Below are 15,462 nucleotides of genomic sequence, written 5' to 3'. Positions count from 1 at the left end.
CGCCTACAGATTGGAATCGAACCATGTTAAGTCCAAGAAGAACTAAGTTTAGAAAGCAACAGCGCGGTCGGATGCGCGGTTTGGCGACTAAAGGGAGTGCGCTGAATTTCGGTGATTTTGGGTTGCAGGCATTAGAGCCAGCCTGGATTACTTCCCGCCAAATTGAGGCTAGCCGTCGAGCTATGACTCGCTACATTCGTCGGGGCGGCAAAATCTGGATTCGAATTTTCCCAGATAAGCCTGTAACGATGCGTCCTGCTGAAACCCGGATGGGTTCTGGTAAAGGAAATCCTGAGTTTTGGGTGGCAGTCGTCAAGCCCGGTCGCATCATGTTTGAGATTGGTGGGGTAACTGAAGAGACGGCTCGTGAGGCAATGCGTTTAGCTGCCTTCAAACTACCCATCAAAACTAAAGTAGTTGTCCGTCAAGTAGAAGCGGCAGTAGAAGCAGAAGCGTCTGCTGAGGAGTCGTAGAACATGTCTCTTCCCAAGATTGATGAGGTAAAAAACCTCAGTGATGAAGAACTTAACGAAAGAATTTTGGCTGTAAAGCGTCAGTTGTTTGAATTGCGAATGCAGAAAGCAACTCGACAGCTAGAAAAGTCACATCAGTTTAAGCATGCTCGGCACCAGCTGGCTCAACTCATGACAGTGGAAAGAGCGCGCCAGATAGCTGCATCCTCAACCACGCAGTCAGCTACAGAACAGGAGTAGGCGATCATGGCAGTTAAAGAAAGAGTTGGCTTGGTTGTCAGCGACAAAATGGACAAGACAGTAGTTGTGGCGGTAGAGAACAGAGCGCCTCACCCCAAGTACGGCAAAATCATGGTACGCACCAAGCGTTACAAAGCCCATGATGAAGAAAATAAGTGTCATGTGGGCGATCGCGTCCGCATTCGTGAAACTCGACCTCTCAGCCGCACCAAGCGCTGGATTGTCAGTGACATCCTTAACAGTGCTTCACAAGTCTAGAACCAGGGAGACCAGACGTGATTCAACAAGAGTCTTACCTCAATGTGGCTGACAATAGCGGTGCGCGCAAACTGATGTGTATCCGCGTTTTAGGGGGAAACCGCCGTTACGGTGGTGTTGGCGATGTCATTATTGCTGTCGTTAAGGATGCAATTCCTAACATGGCAGTCAAAAAGTCTGATGTGGTCCGCGCTGTGATCGTTCGTACCAAAAAAGGCTTGAGACGTGATAGCGGCATGAGCATTCGCTTTGATGATAATGCTGCTGTCATCATCAACGCCGATGGCAACCCCAGGGGAACCCGCGTATTTGGCCCTGTAGCCCGTGAACTACGCGACAAAAACTTCACCAAAATTGTTTCTCTGGCTCCGGAGGTGCTGTAATGGCAGGCAAAAATCAAGCAACGACGCCAGTTCGTCACAGAATGCATGTGAAGAAAGGCGACACAGTTCAAATCATTGCTGGCAAAGACAAAGGGACGATCGGTGAGGTCTTGAAGACCTATCCTAAGCTCAGCAAAGTAGTGGTTCAAGGGGTTAACGTTAAGACCAAACACGTTAAACCCCAACAAGAAGGCGAATCAGGCCGCATTGTGACGACTGAAGCGCCAGTTCACAGCTCCAACGTCATGCTGTATTCGACCAAGCAAAAAGTGGCTAGCCGCATTTGCTACACCTTTGATGACAGTGGTCGCAAGGTGCGGATGCTCAAGAAAACTGGCGAGATTATTGACTAGACAAAGTCAAATCTAACTCCAGGTAAATCACTAGGCTTCATTTCCCTGACAAAGCCCAGGGTAAAAGGACGAAATTATGGCGGGAAAGCTGAAAACAACTTATCAAGAACAAATCGTACCGAAGCTGATGGATCAGTTTGGCTACACCAACATCCATCAAGTGCCAAAACTGGTCAAAGTCACCATCAACCGTGGTCTGGGAGAAGCTTCTCAGAATGCAAAAGCTCTTGAGGCTTCTGTGAATGAAGTCGCAGTCATCACAGGTCAAAAGCCGGTTGTGACTAGAGCAAAGAAGGCGATCGCTGGCTTCAAGATCCGTCAAGGAATGCCTGTCGGTGTCATGGTCACCCTGCGGGGCGATCGCATGTATTCCTTCCTAGAGCGACTAATCAACTTGTCGCTGCCCCGAATTCGTGACTTTCGTGGTATTAGTCCCAAAAGCTTTGATGGCCGTGGTAACTACACTTTGGGTGTGCGAGAGCAACTCATTTTCCCAGAAATTAGTTACGACAGCATCGACCAAATCCGTGGGATGGACATCTCAATCATTACAACTGCAAACAATGACGAGGAGGGCCGCGCCTTACTGAAAGAGATGGGTATGCCCTTTCGGGAGTAATTAAGGCAGACGGTTTCATAAAGAGGGAACTATGGCGGCTAACGACACAATTGCAGACATGCTGACGCGTATTCGTAATGCAAATCTAGCGCGGCATCAGACTACAGAAGTACCAGCAACTAGAATGACTCAAAGTATTGCCAAAGTCCTCAAAGACGAAGGTTTTATCTCTGACTTTGAGGAGGTTGGTGACGGGGTGAAGCGACATTTGGTCATTGCCCTGAAATATAAAGGAAAAAATCGTCGACCTATTATTACAAACTTAAGACGGGTTAGTAAGCCAGGTTTGCGTGTTTACTCCAATCGCAGAGAACTACCGCGCGTATTAGGCGGCATTGGCATTGCGATCATTTCTACTTCAAGCGGCATTATGACGGATCGTGAGGCACGTCGTACTGGTGTTGGCGGTGAAGTGCTTTGCTATGTTTGGTAAGCCAATTTACCAAGCAGAATCTTGTCGAGATGCACAGGAAATCCTAGATCCTGTTCATCTACATCAACCAGGAGTATTCAGTCATGTCTCGCATTGGTAAGCGTCCCATTAGTATTCCTCAGAAAGTGACTGTCACAATTGAGGGGCAGCAGGTCGCGGTTAAAGGACCTAAAGGTGAACTTTCTAGGATTCTACCGAATGAAGTAATTGTAGAGCAGGAAGGTGAAACGCTGCTGGTGAAGCGCCGGGACGAGTCTCGTGCGGCTCGCCAACGGCATGGTTTGTGCCGCACCTTAGTTTCCAACATGGTAGAAGGTGTTTCTCAAGGATTCCAGCGTCGCCTAGAAATCCAAGGAGTTGGTTACCGGGCTCAAGTTCAAGGACGTAATTTAGTACTCAGTGTCGGTTATAGCCACCCAGTACAAATTGAGCCCCCTGAAGGTGTGCAGATGGCTGTCGAAAATAACACCAACGTCCTTGTTAGTGGCATTGACAAAGAAATCGTTGGCAACATCGCAGCCCGCATTCGAGCTGTTCGTCCACCAGAACCCTACAAGGGCAAAGGTATTCGCTACGCAGGTGAGTTCGTCAGACGCAAGGCTGGCAAAGCAGGGAAGAAATAGATATGAAACTTAGTCGTAAAGAATCAACCCGTCGTCGGCATCGTCGGATTCGACGGGATGTAGTGGGTACAGCAGAACGTCCTCGGCTATCCGTTTTTCGCTCACATCAACATATCTATGCTCAGGTTATTGATGATACTAAGCAACGTACCTTAGCATCTGCTTCAACCTTGGAATCAGACTTAAAGTCAAAGTCAGCGTCTGGCTCTACCTGTGATGCCTCGGTTGAAGTCGGTAGGTTAATTGCTCAGCGATCGCTGGAGCAGGGCATTAAGCAGGTTGTCTTTGATCGAGGTGGCAATCTCTACCACGGTCGGGTTAAAGCTCTGGCAGATGCAGCTCGCGAAGGTGGGCTAGATTTCTAGGCATCCTGTCATTGTCACTGCTCTTTAGAGTTCAGCAAGAGTTTGCTGAGTTACGAGCAAAAAGCTCAGAATTAGATATCGCTTCAGGTTATCAAAACTCAGGATAGAAACATGGCGAATCGTCGTAAAAGCAACCGCACTCGTGAAAAAGAGGCCGACTGGCAAGAGCGAGTTGTGCAAATTCGCCGCGTGACCAAGGTGGTCAAAGGCGGTAAAAAGCTCAGTTTTCGTGCGATCGTTGTTGTTGGTAACGAACGAGGCCAAGTTGGTGTTGGTGTCGGTAAAGCCAGTGACGTGATCGGCGCAGTAAAGAAGGGTGTCGCTGATGGTAAGAAGCATATTGTTGATGTGCCGCTAACCAAAGCCAATTCTATCCCTCACCCTGCAACGGGTGGTGGTGGTGGAGCTAAAGTGATGATGCGCCCTGCTGCACCTGGTACAGGGGTAATTGCCGGGGGTGCTGTACGTACAGTTCTAGAATTGGCAGGCGTTCGTAACATCTTAGCCAAACAACTCGGCTCCGGTAATCCGCTAAGCAATGCTAGAGCTGCGGTTGAAGCTTTGGGAACTTTACGAACCTTCTCAGAAGTAGCTGAAGAACGCGGCATTCCTATCGAAAATCTCTACGCTTAAACCGTTTTCAACTGACGGTTTGGCTGCTGTAAAGCACACGGCGCGATCGCGTCTGTACAAGTTGTTAACGGATTTAGAATCATGAGACTAGAAGATGCTCATCCCCAGCCGGGCTCTAAGAAGCGCGGTCGTCGTGTTGGGAGAGGAATTGCTGCTGGACAAGGCGCTAGCTGCGGCTTTGGTATGCGTGGTCAAAAATCAAGATCAGGAAGTGGCACACGTCCTGGCTTTGAAGGGGGACAAATTCCTCTCTACCGTCGCTTGCCCAAGTTAAAGCACTTTACTGTAATCAATCGTGAACAATACACCACGATTAATGTCAGTAAACTAGCCTCTTTACCAGCAAATACTGAAGTTACTTTGGCTTCCTTATTAGAACTAGGTTTACTGACGTCTGATGATGGTCCCCTAAAAGTACTAGGGGATGGTGAACTGAATGTTTCTCTGAAAGTTCAGGCGGCAGCCTTTACTAAATCTGCTAGAGCAAAGATTGAGGCTGCAGGCGGTAGCTGCGAAGCATCAGAGGCTGAATAAGGTTTAGCATGAATGCAGGAGTGATCTTGATTAGGATTGCTTCTGCAACACTGCATTTAGCTTTGTAAAGGGAGCCCTTCATGGTTGTTAGCCGGGACAAAACTCCAAGCGCCCAAGAAACTTTCGCCCAAATGGCTCAAGCTGCTGGTCTTAGAAGCCGGTTGCTTTTAACTATTGGCTTGTTAATCTTAGTTCGCTTGGGCATTTTTATTCCTGTACCAGGAATTGACCGAGTCGCATTTGCTCAAAATATTCAGAATAACCAAGCGTTAGGCTTCCTGGATTTATTTGCCGGAGGCGGGCTAATGGCGCTTGGTATCTTTGCGTTAGGTATTCTACCTTTCATTAATGCTTCTATTATTCTGCAATTGCTGACCGCAGCAATTCCTGCGCTAGAAGATTTACAGAAAAATGAAGGAGAGGCTGGGCGACGCAAAATCTCCCAGGTTACCCGTTACGTTGCTTTGGGTTGGGCCATTATTCAAAGTGTTGGAATTACAGTCGGTCTGATTAAACCGTTTGCCGAAAACTGGGGTCCCTTCTTTGTGGTTCAGACAGTTCTGGCTTTGACCGCAGGCTCAATGTTTGTCATGTGGGCGGGCGAAGTAATCACCGAACGGGGCATTGGTAATGGTGCTTCTCTCCTGATTTTTCTAAACATTGTTTCTGGCTTGCCTAGATCTCTAGGGCAGACGATCGAGCTGGCTCAAGGTGGCGATCGCAACATTGTGGGCGGTGTCATTATTCTGCTCCTAGTTTTCCTGGCAATGATTGTGGGAATTGTGTTTGTCCAAGAAGGCACACGCCGCATTCCCATCATTTCAGCTCGTCGTCAAGTGGGACGGCGCATGTACTTAGAGAAGAGCAGCTATCTGCCTTTGCGGCTCAATCAAGGCGGCGTTATGCCGATCATTTTTGCGTCTGCTGTGCTAACTTTGCCAGCTTTCTTGACACAGGTTATTAAGAATCAAGCGTTTAGTCAGTTTATCAGCACCTATCTCAGTCCTACTTCTTGGCTGCATGTGGTGTTGTATCTCGTACTGATCGTATTCTTCAGCTATTTCTATTCTTCCTTAATTGTGAATCCTGTAGATATGGCTCAAAACCTGAAGAAGATGGGAGCTAGTATTCCCGGTATTCGTCCTGGTAGAGCTACTAGCGAATATGTGGAGCGAGTCATCAACAGATTGACTTTTCTGGGCGCTATCTTCTTGGGCTTAGTAGCCACGATTCCAACTGCTGTCGAAAGTGCGACTCGAGTTCCTACATTCCGTGGATTAGGAGCAACTTCTCTCCTGATTTTAGTAGGAGTAGCGATTGACACAGCGAAACAGATTCAAACTTATGTGATCTCTCAGCGATACGAAGGAATGGTGAAGCAATAGTGACGCGATTGATCTTCCTGGGGCCACCGGGAGCGGGTAAGGGAACTCAAGCAGAAGTCTTGGCAAATCTCTTAAATATTCCCCATATTTCCACGGGTGATATCCTACGAGCTAATGTCGCTCGCCAGAGTGATCTAGGGCTTAAAGCCCAGTCCTATATGGACCAAGGGGAGCTGGTTCCCGACCAGTTAATTCTGGATATGATCCAGGCAAGATTGAGCCAAGAAGATACAGCGACTGGCTGGATTCTTGATGGCTTTCCTCGTAATGTTGCACAGGCTGGATTTCTAGATGAGCTGCTTACGAAGATTAATTCTTCCTACGATCGTGTAATTAGCCTAGAAGTTCCAGATGAAGTTCTAGTGGAGCGCTTGCTGAAGCGGTTACGCAAAGATGATACGGAAGAAGTGATTCGGCATCGCTTAGCCGTTTACCACGCGCAAACAGCTCCACTAATTAGCTTCTACCGCGATCGCCAGCAAATCGTGTCCGTCAACGGTAATCAACCTATGGAAGCAGTTACTGATGCCTTACAAGCAGCCGTAAAAGTGTGATTTTTACGTTTTCGGTTCACTCAATAACTGCCGAATAACTATAGTGATTGCAATAGATATCAATCGCTGTAACTAGAATGAGTGAGCTTCGTAAGTACCAACAGCCGCGTTCTAGATTTGATAGCCTGTTAATGAAGGGTTAATTATCTATACTCAGAATGTCTTGATTCTGAGATAGACAATTAACCTGTCTTTGTGTCTTTGAACCTAAACAACCCAATTTTGAGGAGAAGTGAATTGTCTAAACAAGATCTGATCGAAATGGAAGGGACCGTTACAGAGTCTTTGCCTAATGCTATGTTTCGCGTTGACTTAGACAATGGATTTAACGTTCTCGCCCATATCTCTGGGAAGATTCGTCGCAATTACATTAAGATATTGCCCGGCGATCGCGTCAAAGTAGAATTGACTCCCTATGACCTCACCAAAGGTCGCATCACTTACCGTTTGCGCAATAAGAAATAAGGGGCATAACTTTAGCAAAAGTTATTGTCAAGAAAATTGTTTGACGCAAATTATAAGAATTTGATATAATATCACTTTTGTAGTGCTGCCGAGACAAGGCATGAAAGTTCGAGCATCTGTCCGGAAAATTTGTGAGAAATGCCGCGTGATTCGCCGTCGCGGTCGGGTGATGGTGATCTGCTCCAATCCAAAACACAAGCAGCGCCAAGGTTAACTCACCCATCTTATGTAGATGCTAACCAGCATCGTTGTTGAAGACCACAGCAGGAAAGCAAAACTAGGGAGTAGAAGACGTGGCACGGATTGCCGGGGTAGACCTTCCTCGCGATAAACGCGTTGAGATTGGTCTGACTTACATTTATGGGATTGGACTAACGCGATCCAAGGAAGTCTTGGCTGCAACAGGTGTGAACCCTGATACGCGAGTCAAGGATTTAAGCGACGCTGATGTTGCTGCCCTCAGAGAGACCGTAGAAACCAACTACGAGATTGAGGGTGACCTAAGACGCCTGGAGGCGATGAACATCAAGCGGTTGATGGACATCGGTACTTACAGAGGGCGTCGCCACCGCATGGGCCTACCAGTGCGTGGCCAAAGAACTCGTACGAATGCTCGTACTCGTCGTGGTGGTCGTCGCACCGTTGCCGGTAAAAAGAAGGCTCCTAGCAAGAAATAATTACCCCATGAAGTGCGTAGCTACGCACTTCTGGCATTGTCGTAATTCATTAAGCAAGTCAACACTTCAATCTAAGAAACTCATATGGCGCGACAACCGACCAAAAAATCTGGACCCCGTAAACAAAAGCGGAATGTACCCAGTGGTGTGGCTCATATCCAATCAACGTTCAACAACACCATTGTTACCATCACTGACACAATCGGTGAGGTAATTTCTTGGGCATCTTCAGGCTCAAGTGGCTTCAAAGGAGCTAAGAAAGGAACACCCTTCGCAGCCCAGACTGCGGCAGAAAGTGCAGCTCGACGAGCTGCCGATCAAGGCATGCGCCAAATTGAGGTCATGGTTAGTGGTCCTGGAGCTGGCCGCGAAACCGCCATCCGAGCCCTTCAAGCTGTTGGATTGGAAATTACTCTAATTCGAGATGTAACTCCAATTCCTCATAACGGTTGCCGTCCGCCTAAACGTCGCCGTGTTTAATTTTGATTTGAGTCGCTAAGGAACTTCAGCTCTCAGTTAAGCTGAAACGTTTTGGCTCCGTACTGATGACTGAGCATTTGTGCAGGGTTTTGGATTAGGAAGGCTATGCCTTCTGGGGATATGGAGAAGGGAGGTCGCTCCGTGGCGCAGTTTCAGGTTGAATGTGTAGAGTCTAATACTGAAAACGATCAGAGTCAGTACAGTAGGTTCGTTCTGGAACCCCTTGAGCGTGGTCAAGGAACTACGGTTGGGAATGCTCTTAGACGAGTTTTGCTATCTAACTTAGAAGGATCAGCAGTTACATCTGTTCGGATTGCAGGCGTAAATCACGAATTCGCAACTATTCCAGGTGTTCGGGAAGATGTCTTGGATATTCTGCTCAATATGAAGCAGATTGTTCTTAAAAGCTATTCTTCTCAGCCTCAACTGGGTAGATTGTTGGTGCATGGTCCTGCAACCGTTACAGCTGCTCAGTTTGATCTACCGTCTGAAGTAGAGTTGGTAAACCCCGATCAGTATGTTGCTACGCTTTCTACAGGGGCAACCCTGGAAATGGAGTTTAGAGCTGACCGTGGCAAAGGGTACCGAGCTGTTGATCGTGGACGTGATGAGGCGGCTGCGCTAGATTTCCTCCACATTGATGCAGTTTTCATGCCTGTTCGGAAGGTGAACTATAGCGTTGAAGACGCTCGCGTAGGTGGTTCACTCGAAAAAGACCGACTGATTATGGAGGTCTGGACAGACGGAAGCTTAACGCCGCAGGAAGCGCTGAGCCAAGCTGCAAATATTTTGGTTGACCTGTTCAATCCTCTCAAGGACATCACCTTTGAACCAATGGACAAAGATGAGTTCCCGGATGAGGATCCGATTGGTCAGGTTGCCATTGAAGAATTACAGCTTTCAGTACGGGCTTACAACTGTCTGAAGCGGGCTCAGATTAACACTGTTGCAGACCTGCTGGATTACAGCCAGGAAGATTTGCTGGAAATCAAGAACTTTGGCCAAAAATCTGCTGAAGAAGTGATTGAAGCGCTGCAACAACGGATGGGTATTACCCTGCCGCAAGAAAAGTCTGCGAAGACTAGTTAAGAGGCTAGTCTGGTCTTTCGCGGTCAATTTGACCTATCCTCGCAATTCAGACTTTGGTGCTCACAAAACTGAAGTCTGAAATTAATTAGGCTGTTTACTTCCTACAGAATGTCATGCGTCACCGTTGTCGTGTTCATCAACTTGGCAAGCCTGCCGATCAACGTCGAGCGCTATTAAGAGCGCTTGCAACTGAAGTTATCCGCAATGGTCGGATCACAACCACTAAAACTCGAGCTAAAGCAGTTCGATCTGAAGTGGAGCATATGATTACTTTGGCTAAAGATGGTTCCCTAGCAGCTCGTCGCCGAGCTCTAGGTTATCTCTATGACAAGCAGTTGGTTCATGCCCTGTTTGAGCAAGCGAGTACTCGGTATGGCAATCGCCAGGGTGGCTATACCCGGATTTTGCGTACCGTTTCGCGCCGAGGAGATAATGCTGATATGGCTATTATCGAGCTGACTTGATCAAGACTCTTTGAGATCTCATGTCCTCTGCACTGCCTCTGTCACCCAACGCTCTGGATTCGGTCGCTGAGCGAAAGCCAAACAGATTCCAGCGAGTTGCCCTGGTAATTCAATACCTGGGCACTCATTTTCATGGATGGCAGCGTCAGGCTCAGCATCGGACGGTGCAAGAAGAGATTGAAATGGCTCTGGAGTCGGTGTTAGAGCGCCCAGTTGTCCTCTTTGGAGCAGGTAGGACTGATTCTGGAGTTCATGCTGCTGCTCAAGTGGCTCATTTCGACGTCCATGATTCAGCGATCCCAGCCTGCCGTTGGGCTTCTATTCTCAACTCGCGTCTGCCAAAAGACATCTTGATTCGGGCCTCGGTAGCAGTGGATGCAGACTGGCACGCTCGATTTTCAGCTTCCTGGCGACGCTATCGTTACACCCTGTATACCGATTCGGTGCCTAACCTGTTTGTGCAGTCATTTGCCTGGCATTATTACTATGCTCCCCTGGATGACTTGCTGATGCAGGAAGCCCTCAATCCTCTGCTAGGCCGACATCACTTAGCTGCTTTTCACCGTGCTGGATCTAAGCGGGCTCACTCTTGGGTTGAAGTTCAAGATGTGACTTGTCAGCGCCAAGGACCAATGGTTCATATGGAGATTCAAGCAAGTGGTTTCTTGTATGGCATGGTGCGCTTATTGATGGGCTTGTTAGTAGAAGTCGGTAGGGGGACGCGATCGCCAGAGGAATTTACAGAGCTTTGGCAGGCTGAGCGTCGAGACCAGGTCAAGTATGCTGCCCCTCCTCAAGGGCTTTGCCTTTTGAGAGTGGGATATCCCCAATCTCCTTTTTCACCCGATATTTGGTTTGATACTCAACCAAAGTTGGTTCTGCCAACAACCGCTGTTTCAGAACACTGCTTAATCTGAGCACCGTTGAAGGCTTTCTGTAGACTCATCCCTTTGTCAAGGATACAAAGACCTTTATGAACAAAACCTATCTTCCTCCTCAGGATACTTTAGACCGCAAATGGTACGTTGTAGATGCTGCTGATAAGCGTCTAGGCCGCCTTGCTAGCGAAATTGCGATGGTGTTACGGGGTAAGAACAAACCAACTTACACCCCATCCATGGACACGGGCGACTTTGTAATTGTGGTGAATGCAGACAAAGTTGCTGTGACTGGTAAAAAGCGAAGCCAAAAGCTATATCGCCGCCATTCTGGCCGTCCGGGGGGCATGAAGACTGAAACTTTTGCTAAGTTGCAAGCTCGTGTACCAGAGAGAATTGTTGAGCAGGCTGTGCGGGGCATGTTGCCAAAGAATACTTTGGGTCGTCAGCTATTTACAAAGCTCAAAGTCTATGCAGGACCGGAGCACCCCCATGCAGCTCAGCAGCCTGAAGTATTAAATATTCAAACCATTCCTGGAGGAGAGAAGTAATGCAAGCAATTGAACAGAGCGATCGCGTTGTTTACTGGGGCACAGGCCGTCGTAAGTCTGCCGTGGCGCGAGTCCGTTTGGTTCCAGGTAATGGCCAGCTAGTGATCAACGGTAAGCCTGGAGACTTGTACCTGCAATTCAATCCAGCCTACTTGTCTGTTGCCAAGGCTCCCTTGGAGACATTGGGTTTGGAAAACGAATATGACATTCTTGTCAACGCTGAAGGTGGTGGTTTGACAGGTCAAGCCGACTCTATTCGCTTAGGCGTAGCGCGTGCTTTGTGCCAGCTCGATCCAGAGAATCGGAAACCTCTGAAGATTGAAGGGTACCTCACCCGTGATCCCCGGGCTAAAGAGCGGAAGAAATACGGTCTGCGCAAAGCTCGGAAAGCACCTCAGTTCTCCAAGCGTTAACCATTTTCTCAGCATTCCTGGTCCGGGAATGTTTTTCATCCCTAGCTTCAGCCTCTACCAGCGAGAAGCTAAAAGCTAAAATTTGTATAGAGCATAGCCAAGTTAGAGAGAAAGAGTCATGCCTAAGTCAGAGATTCATCCTGAGTGGTACCCAGAGGCTAAAGTGTACTGCAATGGGGAAGTAGTGATGACCGTGGGATCTACTAAGCCAGAGTTACATGTTGATGTTTGGTCTGGTAACCACCCGTTCTACACCGGTACTCAAAAGATTATTGATACTGAGGGTCGTGTAGAGCGCTTCCTACGTAAGTACGGCATGATGGATGGCCAAGCAGAGCAAGACACAGCTCAAACGAAGAAAAAGTAGATAGGTGCTTAGTTGGTATCGCCCTGGATGAGCTGCTAGGGCGTTTAACTTTTTTCTAAACACCTCTCTTTTGTGTGAAGCGGAAGCTGTTCTATGGCCGAAACCTACCTGTTAGATAAATTAAGATCCGTTGAGCAAACCTTCAATGAGTTAACTCGTCGGCTGGCTGACCCGGATGTTGCAACTGACCCGAATGAGTTTCAACGGGTAGCAAAAGCACGTTCATCCATGGAAGAAGTGGTCAACACCTATGATGATTGGAAGGCAACTCAAGAAGAACTGGTAGGAGCTCGTCAGGTTTGGAAGGAAACGGCGAGTGATCCAGAGCTGCAAGAAATGGCGGCTTTGGAGGTGGAAGAACTAGAAGCAAAAACCGAACAGCTAGAGCGCCGCCTCAAGATTTTGTTGCTACCTCGCGATCCCAATGATGACAAGAACATTATGCTGGAGATCCGAGCCGGAACTGGTGGAGACGAGGCCAGCATCTGGGCAGGCGATTTGGTGCGGATGTACTCACGCTATGCTGAAGGCCAAAACTGGCGAGTCAAGCTAGTGAGTGAGTCTACGGCAGATATGGGAGGCTTCAAGGAAGCTGTTCTGGAGATCCAAGGTGAACAAGTTTACAGCAAGCTAAAGTTTGAAGCAGGAGTGCACCGAGTTCAGCGGGTGCCTTTGACAGAAGCTTCGGGCCGTGTGCATACCTCAACTGCAACGGTGGCAATTATGCCAGAAGTTGATGAAGTGGAAGTTCACATTGATCCCAAAGAGATTGAGCTGACGACAGCGCGATCGGGTGGAGCAGGTGGACAGAACGTCAACAAGGTAGAGACAGCGGTTGACTTGTTTCACAAACCGACGGGAATTCGCATTTTTTGTACTGAGGAGCGATCGCAGCTACAAAACCGTGAACGAGCCATGCAAATTCTGCGAGCGAAGTTGTATGAGATGAAGTTGCGAGAACAGCAAGAGGCAGTAACCTCTATGCGACGCTCTCAAGTAGGAACTGGCTCTCGGTCTGAAAAAATTCGCACTTACAACTACAAAGACAACCGAGTTACAGACCATCGTCTTGGTCAAAACTTTACCTTATCGCCGCTCCTAGAAGGGGATTTAGAGTTGTTAATTCAGACCTGTATTGGTCAGGATCAGCAGGAACGTTTAGAAGAGTTGGCAGCTTCAACTTCTACATCTGCCTAAGTTGGTTAGAGTTGAGAAAAGCACGAGTGGCTCAGTCACGCCTGTACTGTTAGTAATGAAACGGTACAGGCGTTTAGTTTTTTTAGTTGTTAGAGAAATTGAATAGAGCGTGACTGTTAAATTCTGATGATTTAGTTTTATAGGGATCGGACTTACGGATGTAAAGGATCGTTGACCGCCAACTATAATTAAATTTTGTTGCAGATTTAGCCTGAGCGATCGCTGGGAAAAACTGCACTCCTGCCTCATACCCAATCTCCCCACCCTACCTGCCTTGGAGGCTCTGAATGCTACGGTTAGAGCGTATTAGCAAAATTTACCCCACTGGCGAAGTTCTCAAGGATGTCAGCTGGGAGGTCAAACCGGGCGATCGCATTGGTTTAGTCGGGGTAAACGGGGCAGGAAAATCGACCCAGTTAAAGATTATTGCAGGGGAGATGGAGCCGACGACGGGTGAGATTATCCGACCTTCTAGCTTGCGGATTGCTCATCTCACCCAAGAGTTTGATGTGAATCCATCTCGGACTGTCCGAGAAGAGATGTGGCAAGCTTTTGAAGAGGCGAACCAAGCTCATACGGCATTGTCAGAAATCCATCGGCAAATGGAAACTGCCACTCCAGAAGAACTAGACGTGCTGATCCGCAAGATGGATCGGTTCCAACGGCAGTTTGAGGCTTTGGATGGTTACGGTTTGGAAGCGCAAATCGAGAAAATTTTACCAGAGATCGGTTTTGAACCCGAAGATGGCGATCGTTTAGTCAGCGCCTTTAGTGGGGGGTGGCAGATGCGGATGAGTTTGGGCAAAATTTTGCTCCAATCTCCTGATCTCTTGCTACTAGACGAGCCGACGAACCACCTCGATCTAGAAACGATTGAGTGGTTGGAAACTTACCTTAAGGGACTGAGCACGCCGCTGGTGATTGTTTCGCATGACCGAGAGTTCTTAGATCGCCTCTGCACTCAAATTGTAGAAACGGAGCGCGGAGTTTCTACCACCTACTTGGGGAACTATTCCGCTTATTTACAGCAGAAATCTGAGCTGCGCGATGCTCAACTCAGTGCTTACGAGCGTCAGCAAAAAGAGCTTGATAAGCAGCAAACTTTTGTGGATCGTTTCCGTGCCAGTGCAACTCGTAGCACTCAGGCTAAGAGCCGTGAAAAGCAATTAGAAAAAATAGAGCGGATCGAAGCTCCCACTGGGGATGTGCGAACCCTCCATTTCCGGTTCCCCCCTGCTCCCCGCAGTGGTCGAGAAGTAGTGATGATTGAAGATTTAGTCCATACCTATGACGAGAAGATCCTCTTTCTAGGGGCAGAACTGCTGATCGAACGGGGCGATCGCGTAGCTTTCCTGGGGCCAAATGGAGCTGGCAAATCGACAGTTCTCCGCATAATTATGGGCATGGAGCAGGCGACTGAGGGTAGCGTTAAGTTAGGGGATCATAACGTTATTCCCAGCTACTTTGAGCAAAATCAAGCTGAAGCACTGGACCTTAATAAGACTGTCATGGAAACCATTCATGACGAGGTTCCTGACTGGAAAAATGAGGAAGTTCGGACATTATTAGGGCGATTTCTATTTAGTGGAGACACCGTTTATAAACGAGTGGAAGCATTGAGCGGAGGCGAGAAAGCCCGTCTAGCTCTGGCTAAGATGCTTTTGCGTCCTGCTAATCTGCTGATCTTAGATGAGCCTACCAATCACCTCGATATTCCAGCTAAAGAAATGCTAGAAGAGGCGCTGCAAAACTATGATGGGACCGCAATTATTGTTTCGCACGATCGCTATTTCATCTCCCAAGTCGCTAACAAAATTGTGGAAATTCGAGACGGAGAATTTCGAGTTTATTTAGGAGATTATCACTACTATTTAGATAAGGTTGCTGAAGAGAAAGAAAAGGATCAGCTCGCTGCCATTGAAGCTGAAAAAGCGGCCAAAGTAGCAGCAAAACGGGAAAAGCAAAAAGAGAAAGAGAAGGCTAAAAAAACGCAGGCTCAAGCTTAATCCAGAACTACATCAGATTCTT

25 protein-coding genes are annotated in these 15,462 nt (G+C 48.0%); all 25 read left to right on the top strand.

The window, feature by feature from the left end; translation table 11 throughout:
* Nucleotides 1–23 precede the first annotated feature (23 nt).
* The 25 genes from rplP (at nucleotide 24) to NDA01_RS04490 (ending at nucleotide 15,440) form a co-directional block, all read left to right on the top strand.
* Entirely contained in the window at nucleotides 24–473 is a 450-nt protein-coding gene (gene rplP / locus NDA01_RS04610) for a 50S ribosomal protein L16 (RefSeq protein ID WP_348227040.1), read from the top strand.
* A gap of 3 nt (nucleotides 474–476) precedes the next feature.
* A complete protein-coding gene (gene rpmC, locus NDA01_RS04605; RefSeq protein ID WP_190431474.1) occupies nucleotides 477–713 on the top strand; it encodes a 50S ribosomal protein L29 in 237 nt (78 codons plus the stop codon).
* Nucleotides 714–719: 6 nt separating this feature from the next.
* The gene (rpsQ, locus tag NDA01_RS04600; RefSeq protein ID WP_190431477.1) at nucleotides 720–971 is read left to right on the top strand and encodes a 30S ribosomal protein S17; all 252 of its coding nucleotides are present in this window, start codon (nucleotides 720–722) and stop codon (nucleotides 969–971) included.
* 17 nt (nucleotides 972–988) lie between these two features.
* A complete protein-coding gene (gene rplN / locus NDA01_RS04595) occupies nucleotides 989–1,354 on the top strand; it encodes a 50S ribosomal protein L14 (RefSeq protein WP_190431479.1) in 366 nt (121 codons plus the stop codon).
* Nucleotides 1,354–1,707, top strand: coding sequence for a 50S ribosomal protein L24 (gene rplX, locus NDA01_RS04590; RefSeq protein WP_199296068.1), 354 nt, complete (start codon nucleotides 1,354–1,356; stop codon nucleotides 1,705–1,707). Before rplN ends, rplX begins: the two co-directional genes overlap by 1 nt.
* A gap of 76 nt (nucleotides 1,708–1,783) precedes the next feature.
* The gene (gene rplE / locus NDA01_RS04585; protein WP_190431481.1) at nucleotides 1,784–2,326 is read left to right on the top strand and encodes a 50S ribosomal protein L5; all 543 of its coding nucleotides are present in this window, start codon (nucleotides 1,784–1,786) and stop codon (nucleotides 2,324–2,326) included.
* Between the two features lie 31 nt (nucleotides 2,327–2,357).
* Nucleotides 2,358–2,759: a 30S ribosomal protein S8 gene (rpsH, locus tag NDA01_RS04580; RefSeq protein ID WP_348227039.1), complete on the top strand. Its 402-nt coding sequence runs from the start codon at nucleotides 2,358–2,360 to the stop codon at nucleotides 2,757–2,759.
* Between the two features lie 83 nt (nucleotides 2,760–2,842).
* The gene (gene rplF, locus NDA01_RS04575) at nucleotides 2,843–3,382 is read left to right on the top strand and encodes a 50S ribosomal protein L6 (RefSeq protein ID WP_190431485.1); all 540 of its coding nucleotides are present in this window, start codon (nucleotides 2,843–2,845) and stop codon (nucleotides 3,380–3,382) included.
* A gap of 2 nt (nucleotides 3,383–3,384) precedes the next feature.
* Nucleotides 3,385–3,747, top strand: coding sequence for a 50S ribosomal protein L18 (gene rplR / locus NDA01_RS04570; RefSeq protein ID WP_190431487.1), 363 nt, complete (start codon nucleotides 3,385–3,387; stop codon nucleotides 3,745–3,747).
* A gap of 111 nt (nucleotides 3,748–3,858) precedes the next feature.
* On the top strand, nucleotides 3,859–4,380 hold the full coding sequence (gene rpsE / locus NDA01_RS04565; protein ID WP_190431489.1) for a 30S ribosomal protein S5: 522 nt from the start codon (nucleotides 3,859–3,861) through the stop codon (nucleotides 4,378–4,380).
* Nucleotides 4,381–4,461: 81 nt separating this feature from the next.
* Nucleotides 4,462–4,914: a 50S ribosomal protein L15 gene (rplO, locus tag NDA01_RS04560; protein WP_190554166.1), complete on the top strand. Its 453-nt coding sequence runs from the start codon at nucleotides 4,462–4,464 to the stop codon at nucleotides 4,912–4,914.
* Between the two features lie 80 nt (nucleotides 4,915–4,994).
* Nucleotides 4,995–6,299 (top strand): preprotein translocase subunit SecY, encoded by a 1,305-nt coding sequence (gene secY / locus NDA01_RS04555; protein WP_190431493.1) that lies wholly within the window; start codon nucleotides 4,995–4,997, stop codon nucleotides 6,297–6,299.
* The gene (locus tag NDA01_RS04550) at nucleotides 6,299–6,853 is read left to right on the top strand and encodes an adenylate kinase (protein WP_348227038.1); all 555 of its coding nucleotides are present in this window, start codon (nucleotides 6,299–6,301) and stop codon (nucleotides 6,851–6,853) included. The genes secY and NDA01_RS04550 overlap by 1 nt, the downstream gene beginning before the upstream one ends.
* A gap of 237 nt (nucleotides 6,854–7,090) precedes the next feature.
* Entirely contained in the window at nucleotides 7,091–7,318 is a 228-nt protein-coding gene (gene infA, locus NDA01_RS04545; protein WP_009767978.1) for a translation initiation factor IF-1, read from the top strand.
* A gap of 100 nt (nucleotides 7,319–7,418) precedes the next feature.
* A complete protein-coding gene (gene rpmJ, locus NDA01_RS04540; protein ID WP_071782548.1) occupies nucleotides 7,419–7,532 on the top strand; it encodes a 50S ribosomal protein L36 in 114 nt (37 codons plus the stop codon).
* A gap of 79 nt (nucleotides 7,533–7,611) precedes the next feature.
* Nucleotides 7,612–7,995 (top strand): 30S ribosomal protein S13, encoded by a 384-nt coding sequence (gene rpsM / locus NDA01_RS04535; protein ID WP_190431496.1) that lies wholly within the window; start codon nucleotides 7,612–7,614, stop codon nucleotides 7,993–7,995.
* A gap of 84 nt (nucleotides 7,996–8,079) precedes the next feature.
* The gene (gene rpsK / locus NDA01_RS04530) at nucleotides 8,080–8,475 is read left to right on the top strand and encodes a 30S ribosomal protein S11 (protein WP_348227037.1); all 396 of its coding nucleotides are present in this window, start codon (nucleotides 8,080–8,082) and stop codon (nucleotides 8,473–8,475) included.
* A gap of 105 nt (nucleotides 8,476–8,580) precedes the next feature.
* Nucleotides 8,581–9,564 (top strand): DNA-directed RNA polymerase subunit alpha, encoded by a 984-nt coding sequence (locus NDA01_RS04525; protein ID WP_431193317.1) that lies wholly within the window; start codon nucleotides 8,581–8,583, stop codon nucleotides 9,562–9,564.
* 113 nt (nucleotides 9,565–9,677) lie between these two features.
* Nucleotides 9,678–10,028 carry a 50S ribosomal protein L17 gene (gene rplQ / locus NDA01_RS04520; RefSeq protein ID WP_190431501.1) on the top strand — a complete coding sequence of 117 codons (351 nt, stop codon included), beginning with the start codon at nucleotides 9,678–9,680 and terminating at the stop codon, nucleotides 10,026–10,028.
* A gap of 20 nt (nucleotides 10,029–10,048) precedes the next feature.
* A complete protein-coding gene (gene truA / locus NDA01_RS04515; protein WP_348227036.1) occupies nucleotides 10,049–10,945 on the top strand; it encodes a tRNA pseudouridine(38-40) synthase TruA in 897 nt (298 codons plus the stop codon).
* A gap of 56 nt (nucleotides 10,946–11,001) precedes the next feature.
* The gene (gene rplM / locus NDA01_RS04510) at nucleotides 11,002–11,457 is read left to right on the top strand and encodes a 50S ribosomal protein L13 (RefSeq protein WP_190431505.1); all 456 of its coding nucleotides are present in this window, start codon (nucleotides 11,002–11,004) and stop codon (nucleotides 11,455–11,457) included.
* Complete coding sequence (gene rpsI, locus NDA01_RS04505) at nucleotides 11,457–11,870, top strand: 30S ribosomal protein S9 (protein WP_190431507.1); 414 nt, start codon at nucleotides 11,457–11,459, stop codon at nucleotides 11,868–11,870. The genes rplM and rpsI overlap by 1 nt, the downstream gene beginning before the upstream one ends.
* A gap of 118 nt (nucleotides 11,871–11,988) precedes the next feature.
* A complete protein-coding gene (rpmE, locus tag NDA01_RS04500) occupies nucleotides 11,989–12,237 on the top strand; it encodes a 50S ribosomal protein L31 (RefSeq protein WP_348227035.1) in 249 nt (82 codons plus the stop codon).
* A gap of 93 nt (nucleotides 12,238–12,330) precedes the next feature.
* Nucleotides 12,331–13,434, top strand: coding sequence for a peptide chain release factor 1 (gene prfA / locus NDA01_RS04495; protein WP_190431511.1), 1,104 nt, complete (start codon nucleotides 12,331–12,333; stop codon nucleotides 13,432–13,434).
* Between the two features lie 287 nt (nucleotides 13,435–13,721).
* Nucleotides 13,722–15,440, top strand: a complete 1,719-nt coding sequence (locus NDA01_RS04490; RefSeq protein ID WP_190554170.1) for an ABC-F family ATP-binding cassette domain-containing protein — start codon at nucleotides 13,722–13,724, stop codon at nucleotides 15,438–15,440.
* Nucleotides 15,441–15,462 lie beyond the last annotated feature (22 nt).

It is taken from the genome of Trichocoleus desertorum AS-A10 (assembly GCF_039962155.1).
Lineage (GTDB): Bacteria > Cyanobacteriota > Cyanobacteriia > FACHB-46 > FACHB-46 > Trichocoleus.
Note: the sequence above shows the minus strand (reverse complement) of the source record. Positions and strands in the feature narration are given on the sequence as shown.